19 protein-coding genes and 1 pseudogene are annotated in these 18,095 nt (G+C 72.7%); 5 read left to right on the top strand and 15 right to left on the bottom strand.

Going from position 1 to position 18,095, the window contains the following annotated elements; all coding sequences use genetic code 11:
* Nucleotides 1–272 precede the first annotated feature (272 nt).
* On the top strand, nt 273–1,712 hold the full coding sequence (gene gndA, locus FGF04_RS35810) for an NADP-dependent phosphogluconate dehydrogenase (RefSeq protein WP_149515559.1): 1,440 nt from the start codon (nt 273–275) through the stop codon (nt 1,710–1,712).
* Nucleotides 1,713–2,002: 290 nt separating this feature from the next.
* On the opposite strand, the gene FGF04_RS35805 is transcribed toward gndA, so the two are convergent.
* Both FGF04_RS35805 and panD read right to left on the bottom strand, forming a co-directional pair.
* Nucleotides 2,003–2,347: a GNAT family N-acetyltransferase gene (locus FGF04_RS35805; protein WP_149515558.1), complete on the bottom strand. Its 345-nt coding sequence runs from the start codon at nt 2,345–2,347 to the stop codon at nt 2,003–2,005.
* 44 nt (nt 2,348–2,391) lie between these two features.
* Nucleotides 2,392–2,811 carry an aspartate 1-decarboxylase gene (panD, locus tag FGF04_RS35800; protein WP_149515557.1) on the bottom strand — a complete coding sequence of 140 codons (420 nt, stop codon included), beginning with the start codon at nt 2,809–2,811 and terminating at the stop codon, nt 2,392–2,394.
* 372 nt (nt 2,812–3,183) lie between these two features.
* On the opposite strand from panD, the pseudogene FGF04_RS35795 reads away from it, so the two are divergent.
* A pseudogene (locus FGF04_RS35795) lies at nt 3,184–3,552 on the top strand (transposase); the annotation flags it as partial.
* A 75-nt stretch (nt 3,553–3,627) separates the two neighbouring features.
* Here the strand turns inward: FGF04_RS35795 and FGF04_RS35790 are convergent.
* From FGF04_RS35790 to paaA, 10 genes are all read right to left on the bottom strand, one after another.
* Nucleotides 3,628–3,918, bottom strand: a complete 291-nt coding sequence (locus tag FGF04_RS35790; RefSeq protein ID WP_149515556.1) for a hypothetical protein — start codon at nt 3,916–3,918, stop codon at nt 3,628–3,630.
* A gap of 918 nt (nt 3,919–4,836) precedes the next feature.
* Nucleotides 4,837–6,096 carry a kynureninase gene (locus FGF04_RS35785; protein WP_149515555.1) on the bottom strand — a complete coding sequence of 420 codons (1,260 nt, stop codon included), beginning with the start codon at nt 6,094–6,096 and terminating at the stop codon, nt 4,837–4,839.
* Entirely contained in the window at nt 6,093–6,941 is an 849-nt protein-coding gene (locus FGF04_RS35780) for an alpha/beta hydrolase family protein (RefSeq protein WP_149515554.1), read from the bottom strand. The genes FGF04_RS35785 and FGF04_RS35780 overlap by 4 nt, the downstream gene beginning before the upstream one ends.
* Entirely contained in the window at nt 6,931–7,779 is an 849-nt protein-coding gene (locus tag FGF04_RS35775) for a tryptophan 2,3-dioxygenase (protein ID WP_149515553.1), read from the bottom strand. Before FGF04_RS35775 ends, FGF04_RS35780 begins: the two co-directional genes overlap by 11 nt.
* A 60-nt stretch (nt 7,780–7,839) precedes the next feature.
* Nucleotides 7,840–8,616, bottom strand: coding sequence for an SDR family oxidoreductase (locus tag FGF04_RS35770; protein WP_149515552.1), 777 nt, complete (start codon nt 8,614–8,616; stop codon nt 7,840–7,842).
* A 52-nt stretch (nt 8,617–8,668) separates the two neighbouring features.
* Nucleotides 8,669–9,904: a ferredoxin--NADP reductase gene (locus FGF04_RS35765; protein WP_235882670.1), complete on the bottom strand. Its 1,236-nt coding sequence runs from the start codon at nt 9,902–9,904 to the stop codon at nt 8,669–8,671.
* Between the two features lie 8 nt (nt 9,905–9,912).
* Complete coding sequence (gene paaD, locus FGF04_RS35760; RefSeq protein ID WP_235882669.1) at nt 9,913–10,440, bottom strand: 1,2-phenylacetyl-CoA epoxidase subunit PaaD; 528 nt, start codon at nt 10,438–10,440, stop codon at nt 9,913–9,915.
* On the bottom strand, nt 10,437–11,222 hold the full coding sequence (paaC, locus tag FGF04_RS35755; RefSeq protein ID WP_188114376.1) for a 1,2-phenylacetyl-CoA epoxidase subunit PaaC: 786 nt from the start codon (nt 11,220–11,222) through the stop codon (nt 10,437–10,439). The genes paaD and paaC overlap by 4 nt, the downstream gene beginning before the upstream one ends.
* A 28-nt stretch (nt 11,223–11,250) precedes the next feature.
* Nucleotides 11,251–11,580 carry a 1,2-phenylacetyl-CoA epoxidase subunit B gene (locus FGF04_RS35750; RefSeq protein WP_149515550.1) on the bottom strand — a complete coding sequence of 110 codons (330 nt, stop codon included), beginning with the start codon at nt 11,578–11,580 and terminating at the stop codon, nt 11,251–11,253.
* Entirely contained in the window at nt 11,577–12,575 is a 999-nt protein-coding gene (gene paaA, locus FGF04_RS35745; RefSeq protein WP_235882676.1) for a 1,2-phenylacetyl-CoA epoxidase subunit PaaA, read from the bottom strand. Before paaA ends, FGF04_RS35750 begins: the two co-directional genes overlap by 4 nt.
* A 396-nt stretch (nt 12,576–12,971) precedes the next feature.
* Here paaA and FGF04_RS35740 point away from each other — a divergent pair, with 396 nt between their 5' ends.
* From FGF04_RS35740 to FGF04_RS35730, 3 genes are read left to right on the top strand one after another with little or no spacing between them, the layout of a single operon-like run.
* A complete protein-coding gene (locus tag FGF04_RS35740; RefSeq protein ID WP_149515549.1) occupies nt 12,972–13,223 on the top strand; it encodes an acyl carrier protein in 252 nt (83 codons plus the stop codon).
* Nucleotides 13,223–14,719 carry a class I adenylate-forming enzyme family protein gene (locus FGF04_RS35735; RefSeq protein ID WP_149515548.1) on the top strand — a complete coding sequence of 499 codons (1,497 nt, stop codon included), beginning with the start codon at nt 13,223–13,225 and terminating at the stop codon, nt 14,717–14,719. The genes FGF04_RS35740 and FGF04_RS35735 overlap by 1 nt, the downstream gene beginning before the upstream one ends.
* Complete coding sequence (locus FGF04_RS35730; protein WP_188114369.1) at nt 14,716–15,471, top strand: enterobactin synthetase; 756 nt, start codon at nt 14,716–14,718, stop codon at nt 15,469–15,471. The genes FGF04_RS35735 and FGF04_RS35730 overlap by 4 nt, the downstream gene beginning before the upstream one ends.
* A gap of 59 nt (nt 15,472–15,530) precedes the next feature.
* Here the strand turns inward: FGF04_RS35730 and FGF04_RS35725 are convergent, their stop codons facing one another.
* From FGF04_RS35725 to FGF04_RS35715, 3 genes are all read right to left on the bottom strand, one after another.
* Nucleotides 15,531–15,743 carry an antitoxin gene (locus tag FGF04_RS35725; protein ID WP_149515547.1) on the bottom strand — a complete coding sequence of 71 codons (213 nt, stop codon included), beginning with the start codon at nt 15,741–15,743 and terminating at the stop codon, nt 15,531–15,533.
* A gap of 134 nt (nt 15,744–15,877) precedes the next feature.
* Nucleotides 15,878–17,107, bottom strand: coding sequence for a crotonyl-CoA carboxylase/reductase (ccrA, locus tag FGF04_RS35720; protein ID WP_149515546.1), 1,230 nt, complete (start codon nt 17,105–17,107; stop codon nt 15,878–15,880).
* A 101-nt stretch (nt 17,108–17,208) separates the two neighbouring features.
* A partial coding sequence (locus FGF04_RS35715) for a thioesterase domain-containing protein (protein ID WP_149515667.1) occupies nt 17,209–18,095 on the bottom strand: 887 nt, incomplete at its 5' end.

Genomic DNA, 18,095 nt, shown 5'->3' with positions numbered 1-18,095 from the left:
CTGTTAACAGGCCATGACAAGGGGGCAATCGGCCGCCTCATCCCGCCAAGTGACCAGGAATGCACCTTCGTTCCCCGTTGCTGGTGTGTATGCCGGGGGCGGGTGTGACGGCGAAGTTCGCCCGTGCACTGAGGCACGGACGCTTCTCCTGCGTACACACCGTCGGCAGGACATGATGTGCGGCCGGCCAACCGGCACGTCAGGATGGGCAGGCGGGCAATACTGGCGGGCAGGACCGGCACACCGATTCAGGATCTTAGGAGCCAAACCGTATGAGCAACTCAGCGCAGATCGGCGTCACGGGACTCGCGGTGATGGGGCGCAATCTCGCCCGTAACTTCGCGCGGAACGGATACACGGTCGCTCTGCACAACCGGACGGCGGCGCGTACGCACGCGCTGGTGGAGGAGTTCGGCAGCGAGGGCGACTTCGTCGCGACGGAGACGGCCAAGGAGTTCGTGGCCGCGCTGGAGCGGCCCCGGCGCCTGGTGATCATGGTGAAGGCCGGTGAGCCGACCGACGCGGTGATCCAGGAGTTCGCTCCGCTCCTGGAGCCCGGCGACATGATCATCGACGGGGGCAACGCGCACTTCGCGGACACCCGCCGCCGGGAGCGCGAGCTGCGCGAGCAGGGCATCCACTTCGTCGGCGCGGGCATCTCCGGCGGCGAGGAGGGCGCGCTCAACGGTCCGAGCATCATGCCGGGCGGTCCGGCCGAGTCGTACGAGTCGCTCGGCCCGATGCTGGAGAAGATCTCCGCGAAGGCCGCGGACGGCGCGCCGTGCGTCACGCACGTGGGCCCCGACGGCGCCGGGCACTTCGTGAAGATGGTGCACAACGGCATCGAGTACGCCGACATGCAGCTGATCGGCGAGGCGTACCAGCTGCTGCGCGACGTGGCCGGCTACTCCCCCGCGCAGATCGCCGACATCTTCCGCACCTGGAACACCGGGCGGCTCGACTCGTACCTGATCGAGATCACCGCCGAGGTCCTCTCGCACGTGGACGAGGCGACGGGCAAGCCGTTCGTGGACGTGGTGCAGGACCAGGCCGAGCAGAAGGGCACGGGCCGCTGGACCGTGCAGATCGCGCTGGACCTGGGCGTGCCGGTGTCGGGCATCGCCGAGGCGGTCTTCGCCCGGTCGCTGTCGGGCCACGGCGCGCTGCGGGAGGCGTCCCGCGGGCTGGCCGGCCCCACGGCGAGCAAGCTGGGCGAGTCCGAGGCGGCGGCCTTCGCCGACCGGGTGGAGCAGGCGCTGTACGCGTCGAAGATCGTGTCGTACACGCAGGGCTTCCACGAGATCTCGGCCGGCAGCGCGGAGTACGACTGGAACATCGACCTGGGCGCGGTCGCCTCGATCTGGCGCGGGGGCTGCATCATCCGGGCGGCGTTCCTGGACCGGATCCGGGCCGCGTACGACGCGCGCGCGGACCTGCCGAGCCTGCTCTCCGACGACACGTTCGCGCAGGAGATCGCGGCGGCGCAGGACGACTGGCGCGCGGTGCTGGTCTCCGCCGTGCAGCAGGGGGTGCCGACGCCCGGGTTCGCGGCGGCGCTGGCGTACTACGACGCGCTGCGCGCGGAGCGGCTGCCCGCGGCGCTCACGCAGGGGCAGCGGGACTTCTTCGGCGCGCACACCTACCGGCGGACCGACCGGGAGGGTTCGTTCCACACGCTGTGGGGCGGGGACCGGTCCGAGGTCTCCGGCTGAGGGTCCCGGCGCCTTTGAGCCGTTGAAAAGCGGATGCGCCATCTTGCTCCTCCAGCCATAGGGATCATCGACTCTGGACTCCTCCCCCGCCTACCCGGACCCACTGCCTCCACTCACTCCGTCGCGGGACGGGCGGGGCCAAGTGGTCGTACGCCCGGCCCTGCCCCGTCGGGGGCGCCTTTCAGGGGCGCGGGGAACTGCGCGACGAGCCCCCCACCGGCCCGCACTGCGAGGACCACCGGGGACCGGGCCGGACAGCGGCCGACCGGGCCGGGCGCCGGCCGACCCGCTCAGAAGCGGTCGGGGTGGGCCGCGAGCCAGCCCTTCGCCGCGTCGAGCAGCGCGGGGTCCGCCGCCGGTGCCACGTCCGGGTGCCGCTCGGCCCACGAGACGACGTACGGGCACAGCGGGGCGACCGGAACGCCCTCGCGCTCCGAGATCGCGTACAGCTCACGGGCGAGCGAGCCCGCGATGCCCCTGCCCTCGTACGCGGGCTCCACCGTGGTGTGGACCGGGACGAGCGCCCGGGCGGGGCTCTCCAGCACGAAGTACGCGATGCGACCGGCCACCTCGTCGCCCGCGTACGCCTCCAGGCGGCCCGCCGCCCGGTCGTCGCGGATGGTGATCTCGCTCATGGACTCTCCTCGTGGGTACGGGCGGAACCCGGCCGGCCCGGGGCTCAGGCCGGGACGGACTGCGGGCTGCGCGCCTGGTCCGAACCGGGCACCGGCTCGGAGGGGTCCGCGCCGAGCGACACGATCCGGTTGCCGGCGTCCACGTGCACGACCCGCGGCCGCAGCGTACGGGCCTCGGCGTCGGAGACCTGAGCGTAACTGATGATGATCACCAGATCACCGGGGTGCACGAGGTGGGCGGCGGCACCGTTGATGCCGACGACACCGGACCCGCGCTCCCCCTCGATGACGTACGTCTCCAGACGGGCGCCGTTGGTGACGTCGACGATGTGGACCAGCTCACCGGGCAGCAGATCGGCGGCGTCGAGCAGATCGGCGTCGATGGTCACGGACCCGACGTAGTGCAGGTCGGCCTGGGTGACGGTGGCACGGTGGATCTTGGATTTGAACATGGTGCGCAGCATGTCGGACTCCTGGGAGACGGCTCCCTGCCTGCTTTCTGCAGGTCAAGGGCGTTCTTCACTGTACATCGGCATGCCTTCGGCTCGAAGACCTCCAGGAAAATCGTGCGCTGCTGTGACCAGGCTTCCCGTCTGCGCATTTCTGCGCCGGCCAAGCTGCCGCGAAGCCGCCGACCAGGCGCACGCGCGAGGAACCGTACGGAACTGATGCTGAGTGGATGCCGACTTACCTGACATTTCATCAGGCATATCGAGAATCGACGACATCGGACCGCGAGGACTCGGCATCCGGCTACCGCTTCCTGGCCGATGAAGCCCGTGGTGCCGGGACCCGGGTGGCGGACCGTGCCGCGTGGCGGATCTGCCGGGACAACCGATGGTGGGATGAAGTCCTGCCTGGCCGTGACCGCCCTGGAGAACGCCGTCGCTCGGCGCGAACAGGTCGACGGATGCATCCTGCACAGCGACCGCGGATCGCAGTTCCGGTCCCGGAAATTCGTCCAGGCACTCGACCGCCACCGGATGGTCGGCTCGACAGGGAGAGTCGGGGCGGCCGGCGACAACGCGGCCATGGAGTTCTTCTTCACCCTGTTGCAGAAGAATGTCCTTGACCGCCGGACCTAGACCACCCGTGAGGCACTCCGGATCGCGGTCGTGACCTGGATCGAGCGGACCTACCACCGACGCCGCGGACAAGCCGCACTCGGCCGGCTGCCCCCCATTGCGGTACCCACTGCAGCCTGAGCGCCGCCACGCACAACTGATGCTGCTGCGGTCAGTGCGCTGGCGCTTTCCTTCCCGTCTTTGGCCCCGCGCCGGTCACGAGGAGGTTTTCCTCCTCAAGATGGCGTAGGTGACGGCCAGGAGGAGCGCGGTGAGCGCGGCCAGGATGCCGGTCTCGACGATCTGCAGCGGCCAGAAGTGCGCCGGTGGGTGCCCTTCGCGGTAGAAGCTCGTGATGTCGTGGTCGACTAGGCAGGCCTGGTTGCCGTCACACTGTGGGTCCGGGACATGGGCGCCCGAGCCGGTGATCGCACCCTCCGAGACCGTGACGCCGGAGAAGGAGGGGAACCCTCGCCCACCGAGCCGGTAACGGTCACCAGGGGCCACAGGCTGTTGCGGCCCGCGTCGAGCGCGGCTGACACGATACCCATGGCCAGCAGGGACAGGCCAAGGGCCGGCAGGGGGCGGTGGACCAGGAATGCCACGAGCGTGCCTATGGCCAGGCCGAGTAGCGGGAGAACGACGGCGGTCGCACCCAGGGAGTCATGGACCGAGGTGGACGTGTGCCATTTGCTCGACGCGAGGCCGCCCGAGGACGACGCCACCAGACGGCGTAGCAGGACAAGGGCGACGGTGCCACAACCGAGGAGCGTCGCAGGCAAGGCCAGTTTGACGGTGAGCCATCGGACAGGGCTGACCGACTGGGTCCATGCCAACTGTGCTGTGCCGCTTTCCAGTTCGCGCCCGATGAGCGCGCCGCCGGCGAACGCCGCGACCAGCAGCGGCACCACGCCGATCAGCGACTCGGCGATGCCGAGCAGGGCGTGGTAGGTACTCGCCGTGGAGCCCTTGGCGCGTCGTGCCGGGCGGCCAAGTCCCTCAGACCTGCCTGCGGCGCGCCTGAGGGGCGAGAGTGTCGCTGAGGCCCCTCCCCGAAGCACGCCCGTGCCGTCCCCGGCGTGAGTGGCTACTTCCGCTACAGCCGGCCAACCCGATGACGGCCGGACAACAGCAGCCACCTGGTCACTTCACGACAGCAGACTGACCTTCGCACACGTCCTGCCATCAGGTACCCAGCGCTCCAAGTCGCCGACGCTCACCTGCTGCTGCCGGCGCGCCCGCTCACACGCCGCGCCGGCGGAGACGACTTGGGCGTCTCGGTCATCTGTTTCCTTCATCACGGCCCTCATCTCCAGGGTGCCGGTGAGCTGGTACGGCAACTGTACGCATCCATGGACGGTCCTCGGCCTCCGGCATGGTCCCTGTGGCCGTACATCTCAGTGCGGCGGTTCTCTACGTGGGTCCTCATGTCACCGGTCCCACAGCCGGTGGGGTGGGGTCGTAGGCGGCCTCGTGGGTGATGTCCCGCAGGGACAGGGCGGCTTCGAGGAGGTCCTGGTGGGTCGTATAGAGGGCGTTGACGCCGAAGCGTACGAGGTCGGGTGCGCGCATGTCCGCGATCACTCCGCGCCGGGCCAGCGCGACCGTCAGCCCGTGGGCGTGGGGGTGGCGCAGGGTGACCTGGCTGCCGCGGCGATCAGGATCGGTCGGGGTGACCGTGCTGAAGCCCTCGGGAATCAGGAGTTCCTGCGCGCAGCGCAGGAAGAATCCCGTCAGCGACAGGCTCTTGGCCCGGACCTGGGCGAGGTCGACGCCGTCGAAGGCGGTGAGGGCCGCTTCGAGGGCGAGCAGGGACAGGACCGGCGGGGTGCCGATGCGGGCGCGGGCGATGCCGGGGGCCGGCGTGTAGTCCCCGCCCATGCCGAACGGGTCGGCGTGGCCGGTCCAGCCGGGTAGCGGCGTCTCCAGTTCCGCGTGGTGGCGGCGGGCCACGTACAGGAACGCGGGAGCGCCGGGCCCGCCGGAGAGGAACTTGTAGCCGCAGCCGACGGCTAGGTCCACGCCGAGGGTGTCGACGTCGAGCGGCAGGGCTCCGGCTGCGTGGCACAGGTCCCACAGCGCGAGGGCGCCGGCTGCGTGGGCGGCCCGCGTCAGCGCGCGCATGTCGTACAGTTCGCCGGTGCGGAAGTCGACGGGCGAGTAGCTGACCACGGCGACCCGGTGGCCCTCGGCCGCGAGGAGGTCCGCCAGGGCGGCCGGGGGCACCCGGCGCACTTCGAGGTCGCGGCGGCGTGCGACCGCGTCCGCCAGGTAGCGGTCGGTCGGGAAGTGCCCGGGATCGGTGACCAGCAGGGGGCGGTCGGGGCGGAGCGCGGCCGCGGCGTCGAGCGCGGTGAACAGCTGCACGCTGGTGGAGTCCCCCGCGACCGTCTGGCCGGGTGCGGCCCCGATGAGCCCGCCGATGGCATCGCCCACGCGCAGGGGGGCCTGCCACCAGCCGTTGGTGTTCCAGGAGCCGATCAGGTCGGTTCCCCATTGGCGTGTCACGACGTCGGAGAGGGCTGGGGGCACGGCGGCGGGCAGGGGGCCCAGCGAGTTGCCGTCCAGGTAGACGACGCCGGGCGGCAGCAGGAAACGTTCGCGGAGGGACGCCAGGGGGTCGTCGGCGTCCAGTCGTGCGGCCCGTTCGCGCAGCGCGGCCGGTGCCGGAGGTGCGGTGGTCATCGGTGTGCGGCCTCCTCGCCCGCCCGGTCGGACGCGCGCGGGGTGAACGCGGCCGACATCTCGCGCAGGGTCTGCGCGACGGCGCGGGCGCCCGGTGCTCCCGGTTCGATGAGGGTGTAGTGGCCGGTGCCGGGCAGGACGACCGTCCTGAGGTCGTGGTGGACGGCCGCGTAGTCGCTGAACTGCGTGAGCGGGACCTCCTCGTCGACGGCTCCGTGGAGCAGCACGGTGGGAACCCCGGTCGTGCCCGCGTCGCGGAGCAGGGTCAGGGGGTCGACCTCGGGCAGCCGTTCGTCGAAGACGTCCTCGCCGCCCAGGAGTTGGAGGGCGGCGCCGTTGCTGAGGTCGTCGCGCCGGGTGGCGGTGAGGTCGGTGATCGGTGCGAGGGCGAGCACGCTCGTCGGCAGGGTGCGCGTGTGCCAGCGCGAGCCGGTGGGCAGCAGTCCGCGGGCGGCGCACCACAGGGCCAGGTGGCCGCCGGAGCAGTGGCCCGCCAGGACGTAGGGCCGCCCCTGAGGCAGGGTGTCCACGATCCGGGCGACGTCGTCGAAGGTCTCGGGGTGACCGCCCGCGCCCCCGGAGCGGCGGAAGCCGGGGAGCAGGACGTGGAAGCCCTGCCCGGCGAGGTAGGCCGCGAAAGGTGTCAGGTGCATCCGGTCGTAGCGCCAGTAGCCGCCGTGCAGCAGGACGACCAGCGGCGCGTCGGGATCGTCGGCCGGCCAGGCGTCGTAGGACTGGTGGGGGTGGTCCCCGTAGCGGCCGTGCACCGGAGCCAGCACGGGCTTGAGGCTCAGGACCCGCTTCTCCTCCTCGGCCGCGAAGGCCGAGACGATCCTAGACGTCACCGCGCACCTCCCACAGCTCCGGGAAGACCGGACGGGCCGCGCGCTTCTCCAGCCAGGCGAGGCCCGCGGAGCCGGCGCTGCCGGGCTTGGACCCCATCGCGCGGCGCACCACGAGAACGTGCTCGAAGCGCCAGCGGGTGACCAGTTCGGCGATGTCGGTGAGCAGTTCACCCAGCGCGAGGTGGGGATGGTGCTGCGGACCGTCGTAGATCCGCCGCCACACCTCCACCACCCCGGGATCGGAGGTGTGGGGGGCGGTGGTGTCCCGCTCCAGGACGTTGCGCGGCACGGGCAGGCCCTGCCGGCCGAGGAAGGCGAGCACCTCGTCGTACAGGGACGTCTCGCGGTACGTCTCTCCCAGCGCCTCGTGCACGGCCGGGTCGCCCCGGTGGGCGCGCAGCATCCCGGCGGACTTGTCGCCGAGGAGGAACTCCATGTGCCGGTACATCGCCGACTGGAAGCCCGAGGCCTGGCCGAACGCGGCCCGGAAGCCGTTGAACTGGGCGGGGGTCAGCGCGGCGATGGGCGCCCAGGCGCCGTTGAGCGCGGTCAGCGCGCGGCGGCTGCGCACCAGCGCGTCCGTGGCCGCGTGCAGGTCGTCCTTGGCGAGGGCCACCCGCGCCGTGCGCCACTCGTGCACGATCAGGGTGAACCACAGTTCCATCACCTGGGTGGTGACGAGGAAGCCCATCTCGTCCGGGGCCTCGGTCAGCGGGTGCTGCAGCGAGTTGAGGACGGACGCGTGGACGTACGCGTCGTAGGGGCTGACGCCCCCGAAGGGCCGGGTCAGGGAGTCGTCCGCCGCGGGCTCGGCGAGCGCGGACGTGCTGTTGTTCATCGCATCTCCTAGTGGTGCGGCCGCCGGACGGCCAGGAAGGTGGCGCCTCCGAAGGCGGTGTCAGACGCCGAGGTGGGCGCCTCCCGAGGCGTCGACCCACTGGCCGGTCATCCAGCGGGCGTCGTCGCTCGCCACGAAGGAGACGACGTCGGCGATGTCCGCCGGTTCGCCGAGCCGGCCGAACGTGGAGGCCTCGGAGTAGCGGCGCCGGATCTCCGGAACGCTGAGGGTGGGGTTGATCTCCGTCTCGGTGTAGCCGGGCGCGACGGCGTTGACCGTGATGTGCCGGGGACCCAGCTCCTGGGCCAGGGAGAGGGTGAGGTAGTCGAGGGCGGCCTTGGTCATGGTGTACGAGACGATCGCCGGGAAGGCGACGCGCGTGGCCACGGAGGAGATGTTCACGATCCGCCCGCCGTCGCGCAGCCGGTCCAGGCCGCGCTGGATGATGAAGAACGGCGCCTTGGTGTTGATCGCGAAGACCCGGTCGTAGTCGGCCTCGGTCACGGCGGCGAGGGGACGCGGGACGGTGATGCCCGCGTTGTTGACGAGGATGTCCAGCCCGGCCGGCGCCCCCTGCCCGGCCAGGCCCCGGTCGAAGGCCTCCCACAGCGTGTCGGCGTCGCCGGGCACACCCAGTTCGGCGTGCACGGGGAAGGCGCGGCCCCCCTCGGCCTCGATCTCCTTGACCGTCCGTTCGGCGGCCGTCAGGTCGTGGCCGTAGTGGACCGCGACCAGCGCGCCCTCACCGGCCAGACGGCGGCTGATGGCTCTGCCGATGCCGCGGCTGCCTCCGGTGACCAGGGCGGTCTTCCCCTCGTGACGGGCGGTGGCGGTCAACGTGCGTCTCCTTCGTTCGGTGGTGGCTCGGCGGCGGCTGCGCCGGTACGGGTCATGCGTCGAAGTCGAGGGTGACCTCGGCGGTGCTCGGTCGTGCCCGGCAGACGAGCGTGTAGCCGACGGCGCGGTCGCGCTCGTCCAGGGCGTACTGGGCCTCGGCCGTCACCCGGCCGGCCAGGACCTTCGCGCGGCAGCTGCCGCACACGCCTTCGCGGCACGCGTAGGGCACGTCGGGGTGCGCCCGCAGCAGCGCGTCGAGGATCGCCGCGTCCTGCGGCTGGACGGTGGCGGCGCGGTGACGCCCGTCGAGCAGTGCGGTCACGCGGGCCTCCCCCACGTCCACTCCCACGCCCACGCCCGCGTCGACACCCGGCGCCGGTGCGTCCGTCCGGGACGGGGGGGCCGCCCGCGAGGGCCGCGGTGGTGTCCCCGCCGGTGTGAACATCTCCCAGCGGACGTGTGCCGGGTCGGCTCCCCGGTCCTTCAGGGCCCGCCGTGCCGTGTCGACCAGACCTGGTGGGCCGCACAGGGCGAACGCCGTGTCCGGGGCGGGACGGGCGTCCACCGCGGCCAGCAGGCGGGACAGTCCGGCGGCGTCGATCCGTCTCGTGAACGGGCCCGCGCCGTGGCCGCCGTCCTCGCGGGTGAGGACGTACAGGACGGTGAGACGGTCGACGAACTCGTCCTTCAGCTGCGCGAGTTCGTCGGCCAGCAGGGCGTCAGCGGCGGTGGGGACCGAGTGGATGAGGGAGACGCGGCAGGCCGGGTCCCGTCGCAGCGCGTGGGCGGCCATGGCGGACAGCGGTGTGATGCCCGAACCGCCGGCGAGCAGGACGTGGTGGGCGCCGGTCAGGTCCGCGAGGGCGAAGGCGCCCCGCGGCGGGGTGAGTTCCAGACGGTCGCCGGGTGCGAGGCGGTCCGCGGCGTGGGCGCCGAAACCGTCGGGACCGACCCGTTTGACGACCAGGCGGAGCGCCTCGGGGTCGGTCGGCGGCGGACAGACCGAGTAGCTGCGGCGCAGTTCGCCGTCGGCGCGACGGTGCCGGACGACGACGTGCTGGCCGGGCCGGTGGGCGAAGGTCCCTCGCAGTGCGGCGGGCACGTGCAGGCCGACGGCCACGGCGTCGCCGGCCAGGCGGCGCACCTCGGTGACCTCCAGCGAGTGCCAGCCGGTGCGCGGACGCGTGCCCTGGTCAGGGACCTGGCCCGGGGCCCCGCCCGGAGTCCGGTCCAGGTCACCGGCGGCAACGGTCTCGTGGCGAGTGATCGGTGCGGTGGCGGTGTTCACGGTCTGCCTCACAGCGCGGTCAGGTGGGGGAAGGGCTCACTGCACGCCGCGCACCACAGCACCGACTGGCAGCGCGAGGGGCCGAAGGGTGTGTGCGGCCGGGTGGCCCGCGAGCCGCAGTGGGGACAGGGCACCGCGCCCAGCTCGACGGGGACCGGTCCGTCGGCGGACGCTCCCCCGGGCGCCGGGCAGAGCGGCGGGGCGATGCCGTTCGCCGCGAGTTTCCGGCGTCCTTCGGGGGMGATGCGGTCCGTCGTCCAGGGCGGGGACAGCACCTGCCGCACGCGGCCTTCCGGGTGACCGCAGGCGGCCAGGACGTCCTGTACCGCCGAGGTGATCGCGGACAGTGCGGGACAGCCCAGGTAGGTGGGCGTGATCTCCACCGCCAGGACCCCGTCGGCGTCCGGGGCCACCGACCCCACCACGCCGAGGTCGCCCAGGCCGATCACCGGCAGCTCCGGGTCCGGGACCGCCTCCACCCGTTCGCGCACCTCCCGCACGGAGCGGCGGGCCGTGGTCGCCACCGGTCCGTTCACCAGACACCTCCGGGGAACTGCCGGTGCACGGACTGCAGTTCGGCGATCAGCGGGCCGAACTCCTCGGTGTGCAGGCCCGAGCGGCCGCCCCCGGCCGACCAGGTGGGAGCGGGCACGGTGAGTCCGGCGTCGGTGACGGTCGCGGTGACACGCCTCTCCCACTCCGCGTGCAGGGGTACCGGCGAGGGCACCGTGCCGGAGGCGACGAGGCGGCGCAGCACCTCGTCCTCCGCGAAGAGTTCGCCGGTGTAGGGCCACACCCTCTCCAGGCCGCGGCGCATGCGGCGGGTGCTCTCCGGTGTTCCCCGTCCCAGCCTCAGGGTCCAGCGGTCCGCGTGCATCCGGTGGAAGGCGACCTCCTTGGCGGCCCGGGTCCCGAAGGCGGCCAGTTCGGGGTCGGCGCAGCCCGCCAGCGCCTCGTAGTACAGGACCGCGTAGTGCGTGTAGGCCAGTTGTCGGGCCACGGTCACCGCGAAGTCGTCGTTGGGCAGTTCCGTCAGCAGGACGTTGGTGAACTCGCGGTCCGAGCGGGTGAAGGCGAGGTCGTCCTCGGTCCGGCCGCTCCCGTCGAGCTGTCCGCTGCGGGTGAGCAGGGTGCGGGCGTGCCCGATCAGGTCCAGGGCGATGTTGGACAGCGCCAGGTCCTCCTCGATGGTCGGCGCACGTGTGATCCACTGGCACAGCCGCTGCCCGAGGACGAGGGCGTCGTCGCCCAGGCGCAGCAGGTGCACGGCCAGGTCGGCGGCGGTACCGGCGGTGGGACCGGCCGTGGTGGTGGCCACGCAGGTCGCGGCGGTGTCCGCCCGGGTGTCACTCGACGTGGGCACCGTCGGCCCCCTTCTCGGTCGGTCCGGTCGGTTCGGTCAGTGGCGCGAAGTGCTCGGGATACCGGTACGGCTTGTGGCGGGCACCGGCGAAGTAGGGGTCGCGTTCGTCCGGGGAGGCCGTGTGCACGGCGTCCGAGCGGACCACCCACAGCGACAGCGGGTCGCCCCGGCGTACGTAGAGGTCACGGGCGAGTGCCAGCGCCGTGTCCGGGTCGGCCGCGCGTACCGATCCCACGTGCTGGTGCGCCAGGCCCCGGCGGGCCCGCAGGAAGACCTCCCAGGACGCCGGTGCGCCCTCCTGGTGACGGCTCACGAGGCCTCCTCCTCGCGCTGCCGCACATCCACGTCCTCGACCGCGTTCTCGTTCTCGCGGGCGGCGTACGCGGCGGCCGCCTCCCTCACCCAGGCGCCGTCCTCGTGCGCGGCCCTGCGGTGGGCGGTCCGCTGCCGTGCCCAGTGCGTGTCGTCGCCCAGCGCCTCGCGGTAGGTGTCCCAGCCGACGGGGGTGAAGTCGTAGTGGCCGCGCTCCTCGTTCCAGCGGATCGCGGGGTCGGGGAGTGTCAGGCCCAGGCGTTCGGCCTGCGAGACGCACTGGTCGACGAAGCGCTGGCGCAACTCGTCGTTGGTGTGGCGCTTGATGCCCCAGGCCATCGCGCGCCGCGAGACCGCGGCGCCCAGCGCGGCCGTCCGCGCGTCGGCACCACCCGCCTCGGTGTCGGGCGGTCCGAACATCAGCGCCACGGCCGGCAGCCACCAGCGGTCCACCGCGTCCTGGGCCATCGCCTTCTGTGCCGGCGTCCCCTCGCACAGCGCGCGCATCAGGTCGTAGCCCTGCCGTACGTGGAAGGCCTCCTCCTGGCACACGCGGCGCATCGCCCGGGCGTACGGGCCGTAGGAAGTGCGGCACAGGGGTGCCTGGTTGATGACGGCGGCGCCGTCCGTCAGCCATGCGATGGTGCCGGTGTCCGCCCAGGTGAGCGCCGGATGGTTGAAGGTGGCCGAGGCGCGCTGCTGCCCTCGGTGCAGGGCGTCCAGCAGGTCGGCGCGGTCCACTCCCAGCGTCTCGGCCGCCGAGTACAGGTACAGGCCGTGGCCCGCCTCGTCCTGCACCTTGGCGATGAGGACCGACTTGCGGTGCAGGGACGGGGCCCGGGTGAGCCAGGCGCCCTCCGGCTGCATGCCGATGATCTCGGAGTGGGCGTGCTGGGCGATCTGGCGGATCAGCATGCGGCGGTAGCCGTCGGGCATCCAGTCGCGCGGTTCGATCGTCCCGCCCCCGGTGACGATCGCGTCGAAGTGCGCGAGCAGTTCGTCCCGGTCCGCCGTCGCTCCGGCGTCCGCGGGCGCGACGGACCGGTCCGCGGACACGACGGTGGAGGCGGGCGCGCTCACGCGGCACCGCCCGCACCAGCGGTGTGCGCCGCGTCGACGCGGCGTACGGGACGCCCATCCGCGGCCCGGACCGGTACCGGCTGCCTGGGCACTCGCATCACTCCTCACTCCGTACTCCGTCGTGCCGGAACACGCTTGCTCGTTGCGAAAGGAGGCCGGGCGCGCGCCCGGCTATCCCTGCCGCGCGGGTTTGCGGCGCGTGACAAAGCTCACGGACGGGTGCGGGGAGTGGGACCGGCCGTCGCCGCCTCATAAGGGGGTGGCAGTCGAGATCCGCACGGCGGTCGGTACGCCGGGGCGAAAGGAGAGAACATGAGCACCATCAGGGAGTTGCTGGTCGAACTCACCGGCACGGCCGAGTACGCGGACCGGGTCGGCGACGACGTCGACCTGGCGGCCAGCGGCATCGACTCCGGGGACCTGGTACGCCTCGTCCTGCTCGTCGAGCAGCGGCTCGGCGTGGAGATCACCGCGGAGGACATGGAGGAGCTGCACACGATCGCCGACTACGAGCGCTTCGTGTCCGAGCGCTCCGCCGTCGGCGCCGCCGGCGGCGGTGCGTGATGTGGCTGACCCAGCTGCTGGAGCGCAACCGCCAGTGTTTCCCTGGCCGGACGGCGCTCGTGGACGAGCGGCGCGAGGTCACCTGGGCCGAGTTCCACGACCGCACGATCGAACTGGCGCTCGGCCTGGCCGAGCTGGGCATCGAACGGGGTGACCGGGTCGCCGTGCTCTCCAAGGACCGCATCGAGGTCCTGGAGAGCTACTTCGCACTCGCCCGGCTCGGCGCGCTGTTCGTGCCGCTGAACCACAGCCTGGCCGAGCCCGAGGTCGCCGACATCATCGGGCGGGTCGGGGCGGTGGCCGTACTCGGCGAGTCGGAGCTGCTGGACCGGCKCCCCGAGCTGCCGGGGTCGGTGAGGATCCGGCTCGCCTTCGACAAGCCCTCCTTCGAGGCGCTGGGCACCCTGGCCGACGAGCGGGAGCTGCCCGCCGTGGCCGACACCGATCCGATCGCCGTGCTGCACACCTCGGCGACCACCGGGCGCGCCAAGGGAGTCACGGTCGACAGCGGTTCGTTCCGGGCCATCGCACTGGGCTGGCTGGTCATGGCCCGGCCCACCGACGACATCGTGATGGTCAACTGCTGTCCGCTGTACCACGGCAGCATGGTCGTGTCGCTGACCTACCTGGCGGCCGGCGCCACGGTGGTGCTGATGCCCGGCTTCACCCCGCAGCGGGCGCTCGCCGCGGTGGAACGCAACCGTGCCACGCACATGTGGATGGTGCCGCAGATGCTGCGCTTCATGCTGCAGGCCAAGGCGTCGCACCGCACCGACCTGTCCTCCCTGCGGGAGATCCTGTACGGCGCCGCCCCGATGCCGCTCGACGTGTACGCCGACGCCGTCCGGCGGCTCGGCTGCGGCTTCCGGCAGGTGTACGGCATGACCGAGGTGGGCGGCCCGTTCGTCACCCTCGGCCCCGACGAGCACCCGGCTCCCGGGGACGTCACCGTCCGCATCCCCTGCGGACGGGTCGTGCCGGGCATGTCCGCCCGCGCGGTGGACGAGGACGGCCGGGAGCTGCCGCGCGGCGGGATCGGCGAGATCGTCGTGCGCGGGCCGGGCCTCATGCAGGGGTACTGGAACGATCCCGAGGCCACCCGCGAGATCACCGCGGACGGCTGGGTGCGGACGGGCGACCTGGGCTTCATGGACGAAGAGGGCCGCATCAGCCTGGTCGACCGTACGAAGGACGTCATCATCCGCGCGGGCCAGAACGTCTATCCTTCGGAGATCGAGCGCGCGCTGATGACCCACCCGGCGGTCCGGGACACGGCGGTCGTGGGGATGCCCGACGAGGACTACGGCGAGGTGCCCCTGGCGTACGTCGTCCTGGAACCGGACGCGGACGCCGGTACGGGCACGAGCGCGGCGGAGCTGCTGGCGCACGTCGCGGAGCTGCTCGCTCCGTACAAGCGCCCGCGCCGCGTGGAGTTCATCGAGCAGGTGCCGCGCAATCCCGCGGGGAAGATCATCAAGAAGCTGCTGCGGGTGTGAGGACGGACGACGGGACGGAGGCCGTGGCCTCCGCGGCGGACCACGTACCGGACGGCGGGGAGGACGGCGGGCCGGAGGCCGGCCGTCTCCTGCGGCTGCGTCCGGTGCTGGCCGCCGCCGGGCTCGGCCTGGGCGTCGCCTGCGTCGCGGAACCGGAGCGGGAACCGGCAGGCCCCTCGGAGGCGGTCGCGGCCGCCTCGATGCCGCCACGGCGGCGCCTGGAGTTCCTGGCCGGCCGGCGGGCCGCCCGCCGGGCCCTGCGCTCGGTGGGGCTGGACTGCGGCGAGATCCCTCGCTCGGGACGGCTGCCGGTGTTCCCGCCGGGACGGGCGGCGTCGATCTCGCACAGCGCCGGAACCGCCGTGGCCGTGGCCCGCGCACCGGGTCGGGACACCCCCCTGGGCTGCGACCTGGAGCTGCGGCCCCTCCCGCGCCACGCGGCACGCCTGGTGCTGCGCGAGGACGAGGAGGCGCTGCCGGCCACCGGCTGCGCGAGCGCCGGCACCGTATGGTCGGTGACGGAGCTGTTCTCGGCCAAGGAGGCCGCCTGGAAGGCGCTGTACGTGCCTTCGGGTGAGTCGGCCGCCCCGGCACCGGGGACCCTGCGGGACCTGCGCGCGTTCCCCGCCGGGGACGGTCTCCTGCACATCGGTCTGCGCGCGGACCCCTCACGCGCGGTCGAGGTCCGTGTGACAGCCGTGGGGCCGGGAGTGTTCAGCTGCGTCCTGGGTCCGGCCGACGCCCGGAGCTGACGACACACTTCGGGGCCCCGGCGTTGCGCGCCGGGGCCCCGAGACGTGTGCCGTGGGGATCAGTGCCCCGTCGTACCGCTGCCGCCTGTCGTACCGCCGTCCTGGTAGAAGCGGCGCGTCGCGTCCGCGGCCTTGTCGGTCTGGGCGTCGTACTTGTCGCCCGTGCGCTCGTCGACCAGGCGCTCGGCGCTCCTCACGCCCTTGTCGGCCTGGTCCGGGTGGCCCTTCGCCATCTCCTTGGCCTTGTCGGCCATGTCGCCCAGCTTGCCCATGGGATGCCTCCCCGGTAGTGCGTGCGTCGTACTCCACCGCAGGTACCCCGCGCCCGCGGGGCGAATCACCCCGATCGCACGGCGGGCGGCGGCCCGTGGGGACCGTCCGCCCGCCGTGCGCCTCGACGGCTCTGTCAGGGGCGCGCGTTGACCAGCGCCGCCATGTTCCCGGCCGGGTGCCGGTTGTCGTGGATGAGCTGGTGGGCCAGGCCGATCTCGTCGAAGCCGAACGTCCGTGACAGGCACGGGTCGATGACGCCCTGGTCGACGAGCCGGGTGACCTCCCGTGCCTCGCGGGCGCTGGCGACGTGCGAGCCCTGCAGCCGCTTCTGCCGCATCCACAGGAAGCGCAGGTCCACGTCGCCGTTGTAGCCGGTGGTGCCGCCGCAGATGACGACCATGCCACCGTTGTCGCACATGTACATGGAGGTGGGGATGGTGTCGGCGCCCGAGTGCTCCAGCACGATGCGAGGGCTCCGGCGTTCGCCGAGCACGTCCCAGAAACGGCGGCCGAAGGCGCGGGCGCCGCTCAGCCAGCGGGCCATGGCGGCGTCGTCGGAGGTGTCGGGCAAGCGGCCCCAGTGGTCGAACTCCCGCCGGTCGATCCACCCCTCGGCGCCCAGCTTCAGGCAGAACTCGCCGCGTTCCTCGCTGGAGACGACCGCGACGGGGATGCCGCCGACGTGCCGGACCAGCTGGATGGCGATGGAGCCGAGTCCGCCGGCACCACCCCAGATCAGCACCGGGTCGCCGGGGCGCACGGTGTGCGGCTCCCAGCCGAAGAGCTGGCGGTAGGCGGTGGCCGCGGTGGCCATGTAGCAGGCGGCCTCCGCCCAGGACAGCCGGGCGGGCTTGGGGTGGAGCATGTAGTCGTCGACGACGGCGAACTGCGCGAAGGAGCCGTAGTTCTCCTCGTAGCCCCACACGCGCTGGCTGGTGGAGACCACCGGGTCGGTGCCCATGCGGACGTCCTCGGCCGACTCGTCCCACCGGCTGGCCAGGACGACCACCTCGTCGCCCGGCTTCACCCCGCGCACGCCCTCGCCGACCGCCCACACGATCCCGGACAGGTCCGAGCCGCCGATGTGGAAGTCCTCGGTGGCGCCCGCCTTCTGGCGTGCGGTGATCACGTCGAGCGGTTCGCCCAGCGCCGCCCACACGTTGTTGTAGTTGATGCCGGCCGCCATCACCTTCACCGCCACCTGGCCGCGGCCGACGGGCGGGACGTCGACCACCTCGGTGCGGAAGGCGTCGATCGGCCGGCCGTAGCGCTCACGGCGGATGAGCGAGGCGTACATCTTCTTGGGGACGGTGCCGATCTCGGGCGCGTCGCCGAGTTCGTAGAGGTCCTGGGTCGCACTCACGCGGGGTCTCCTGAACGGTCGGGGCGTACTCGGTGGGTCGGGGGCCGGGGACGGGCGTCACCCGGCGGTTCACTCCCGCGAGGCGGGTGCCGCCCGGCGGCCTACTCGTGGGGTCCGCGCAGTGCTTTGGCGACCACCTCGCCGATGCGGGCGATCGGCTCGGGTTCGGTCATCTCGTAGTGCCCGCACGGGACCCGGTGGTCGTGGAGGGTGCCGTCGACATGGGGCCGCCAGCTGTCGGCCTTGCCCGGCAGCACCGCCAGGTCCGCCGGAGAGTCGGTCGGCTGTTCCTCGGCGGCGCTGAAGAACAGCACGTCCCCGTGGAAGACGCCGGGGGTGAACTGCGGCGCGATGCGCAGGTTGTTGCGCATGACGGCGGCGATGGCCGCCGCTTCCTCGCGTGTGACGGGCGAGGAGGCGGGGTCGACGGCGACGAGGGCGCCGATCCGCTCCAGGACGGTGTCGACGTCCGGCGGTGCGGCTCCCGGTTCGGCGGGCAGCCCGGCCACCCGTGACAGCAGCGCCGCCACCTGCCGTTCCGCCGCTTCGGGGTCGTGGACGGTGCCGTGCGGCTGCGGTGCGTCGAGCATCGCGAGAAGTTCGACCCGTTCGCCGCTCTCCTGCAGCGCGCAGGCCATGGCGMGGGCGACGAACCCGCCGTAGGACCAGCCCAGCAGCCGGTACGGGCCCCGCGGCTGCACCTCCCGCACCAGGTCCAGGTAGCCGGCGACCATGGCGGCGGCGTCGGGGGCGGGCGGCCGGGTGCCGTCGAGGCCGACCGCCTGGATACCGTGGACGGGCTGGTCGCCGCCCAGGTGGGGCAGCAGGCCCGTGTAGCGCCAGGACACGCCCGCGCCGGGGTGGACGCAGAACAGCGGGGTGGCGGTGCCCTCCGCACGCAGCGGCAGCAGCGGGCCGAGCGCACTGGGCGCGGACCGTGACGCGTCCCGGCCGCCCTGCCCGCCCCGGTCGTCCCCGTCGCTCCCCT

The organism is Streptomyces apricus, from assembly GCF_008369065.1.
Lineage (GTDB): Bacteria > Actinomycetota > Actinomycetes > Streptomycetales > Streptomycetaceae > Streptomyces > Streptomyces apricus.
This window is presented reverse-complemented; position numbering and strand designations above follow the sequence as displayed.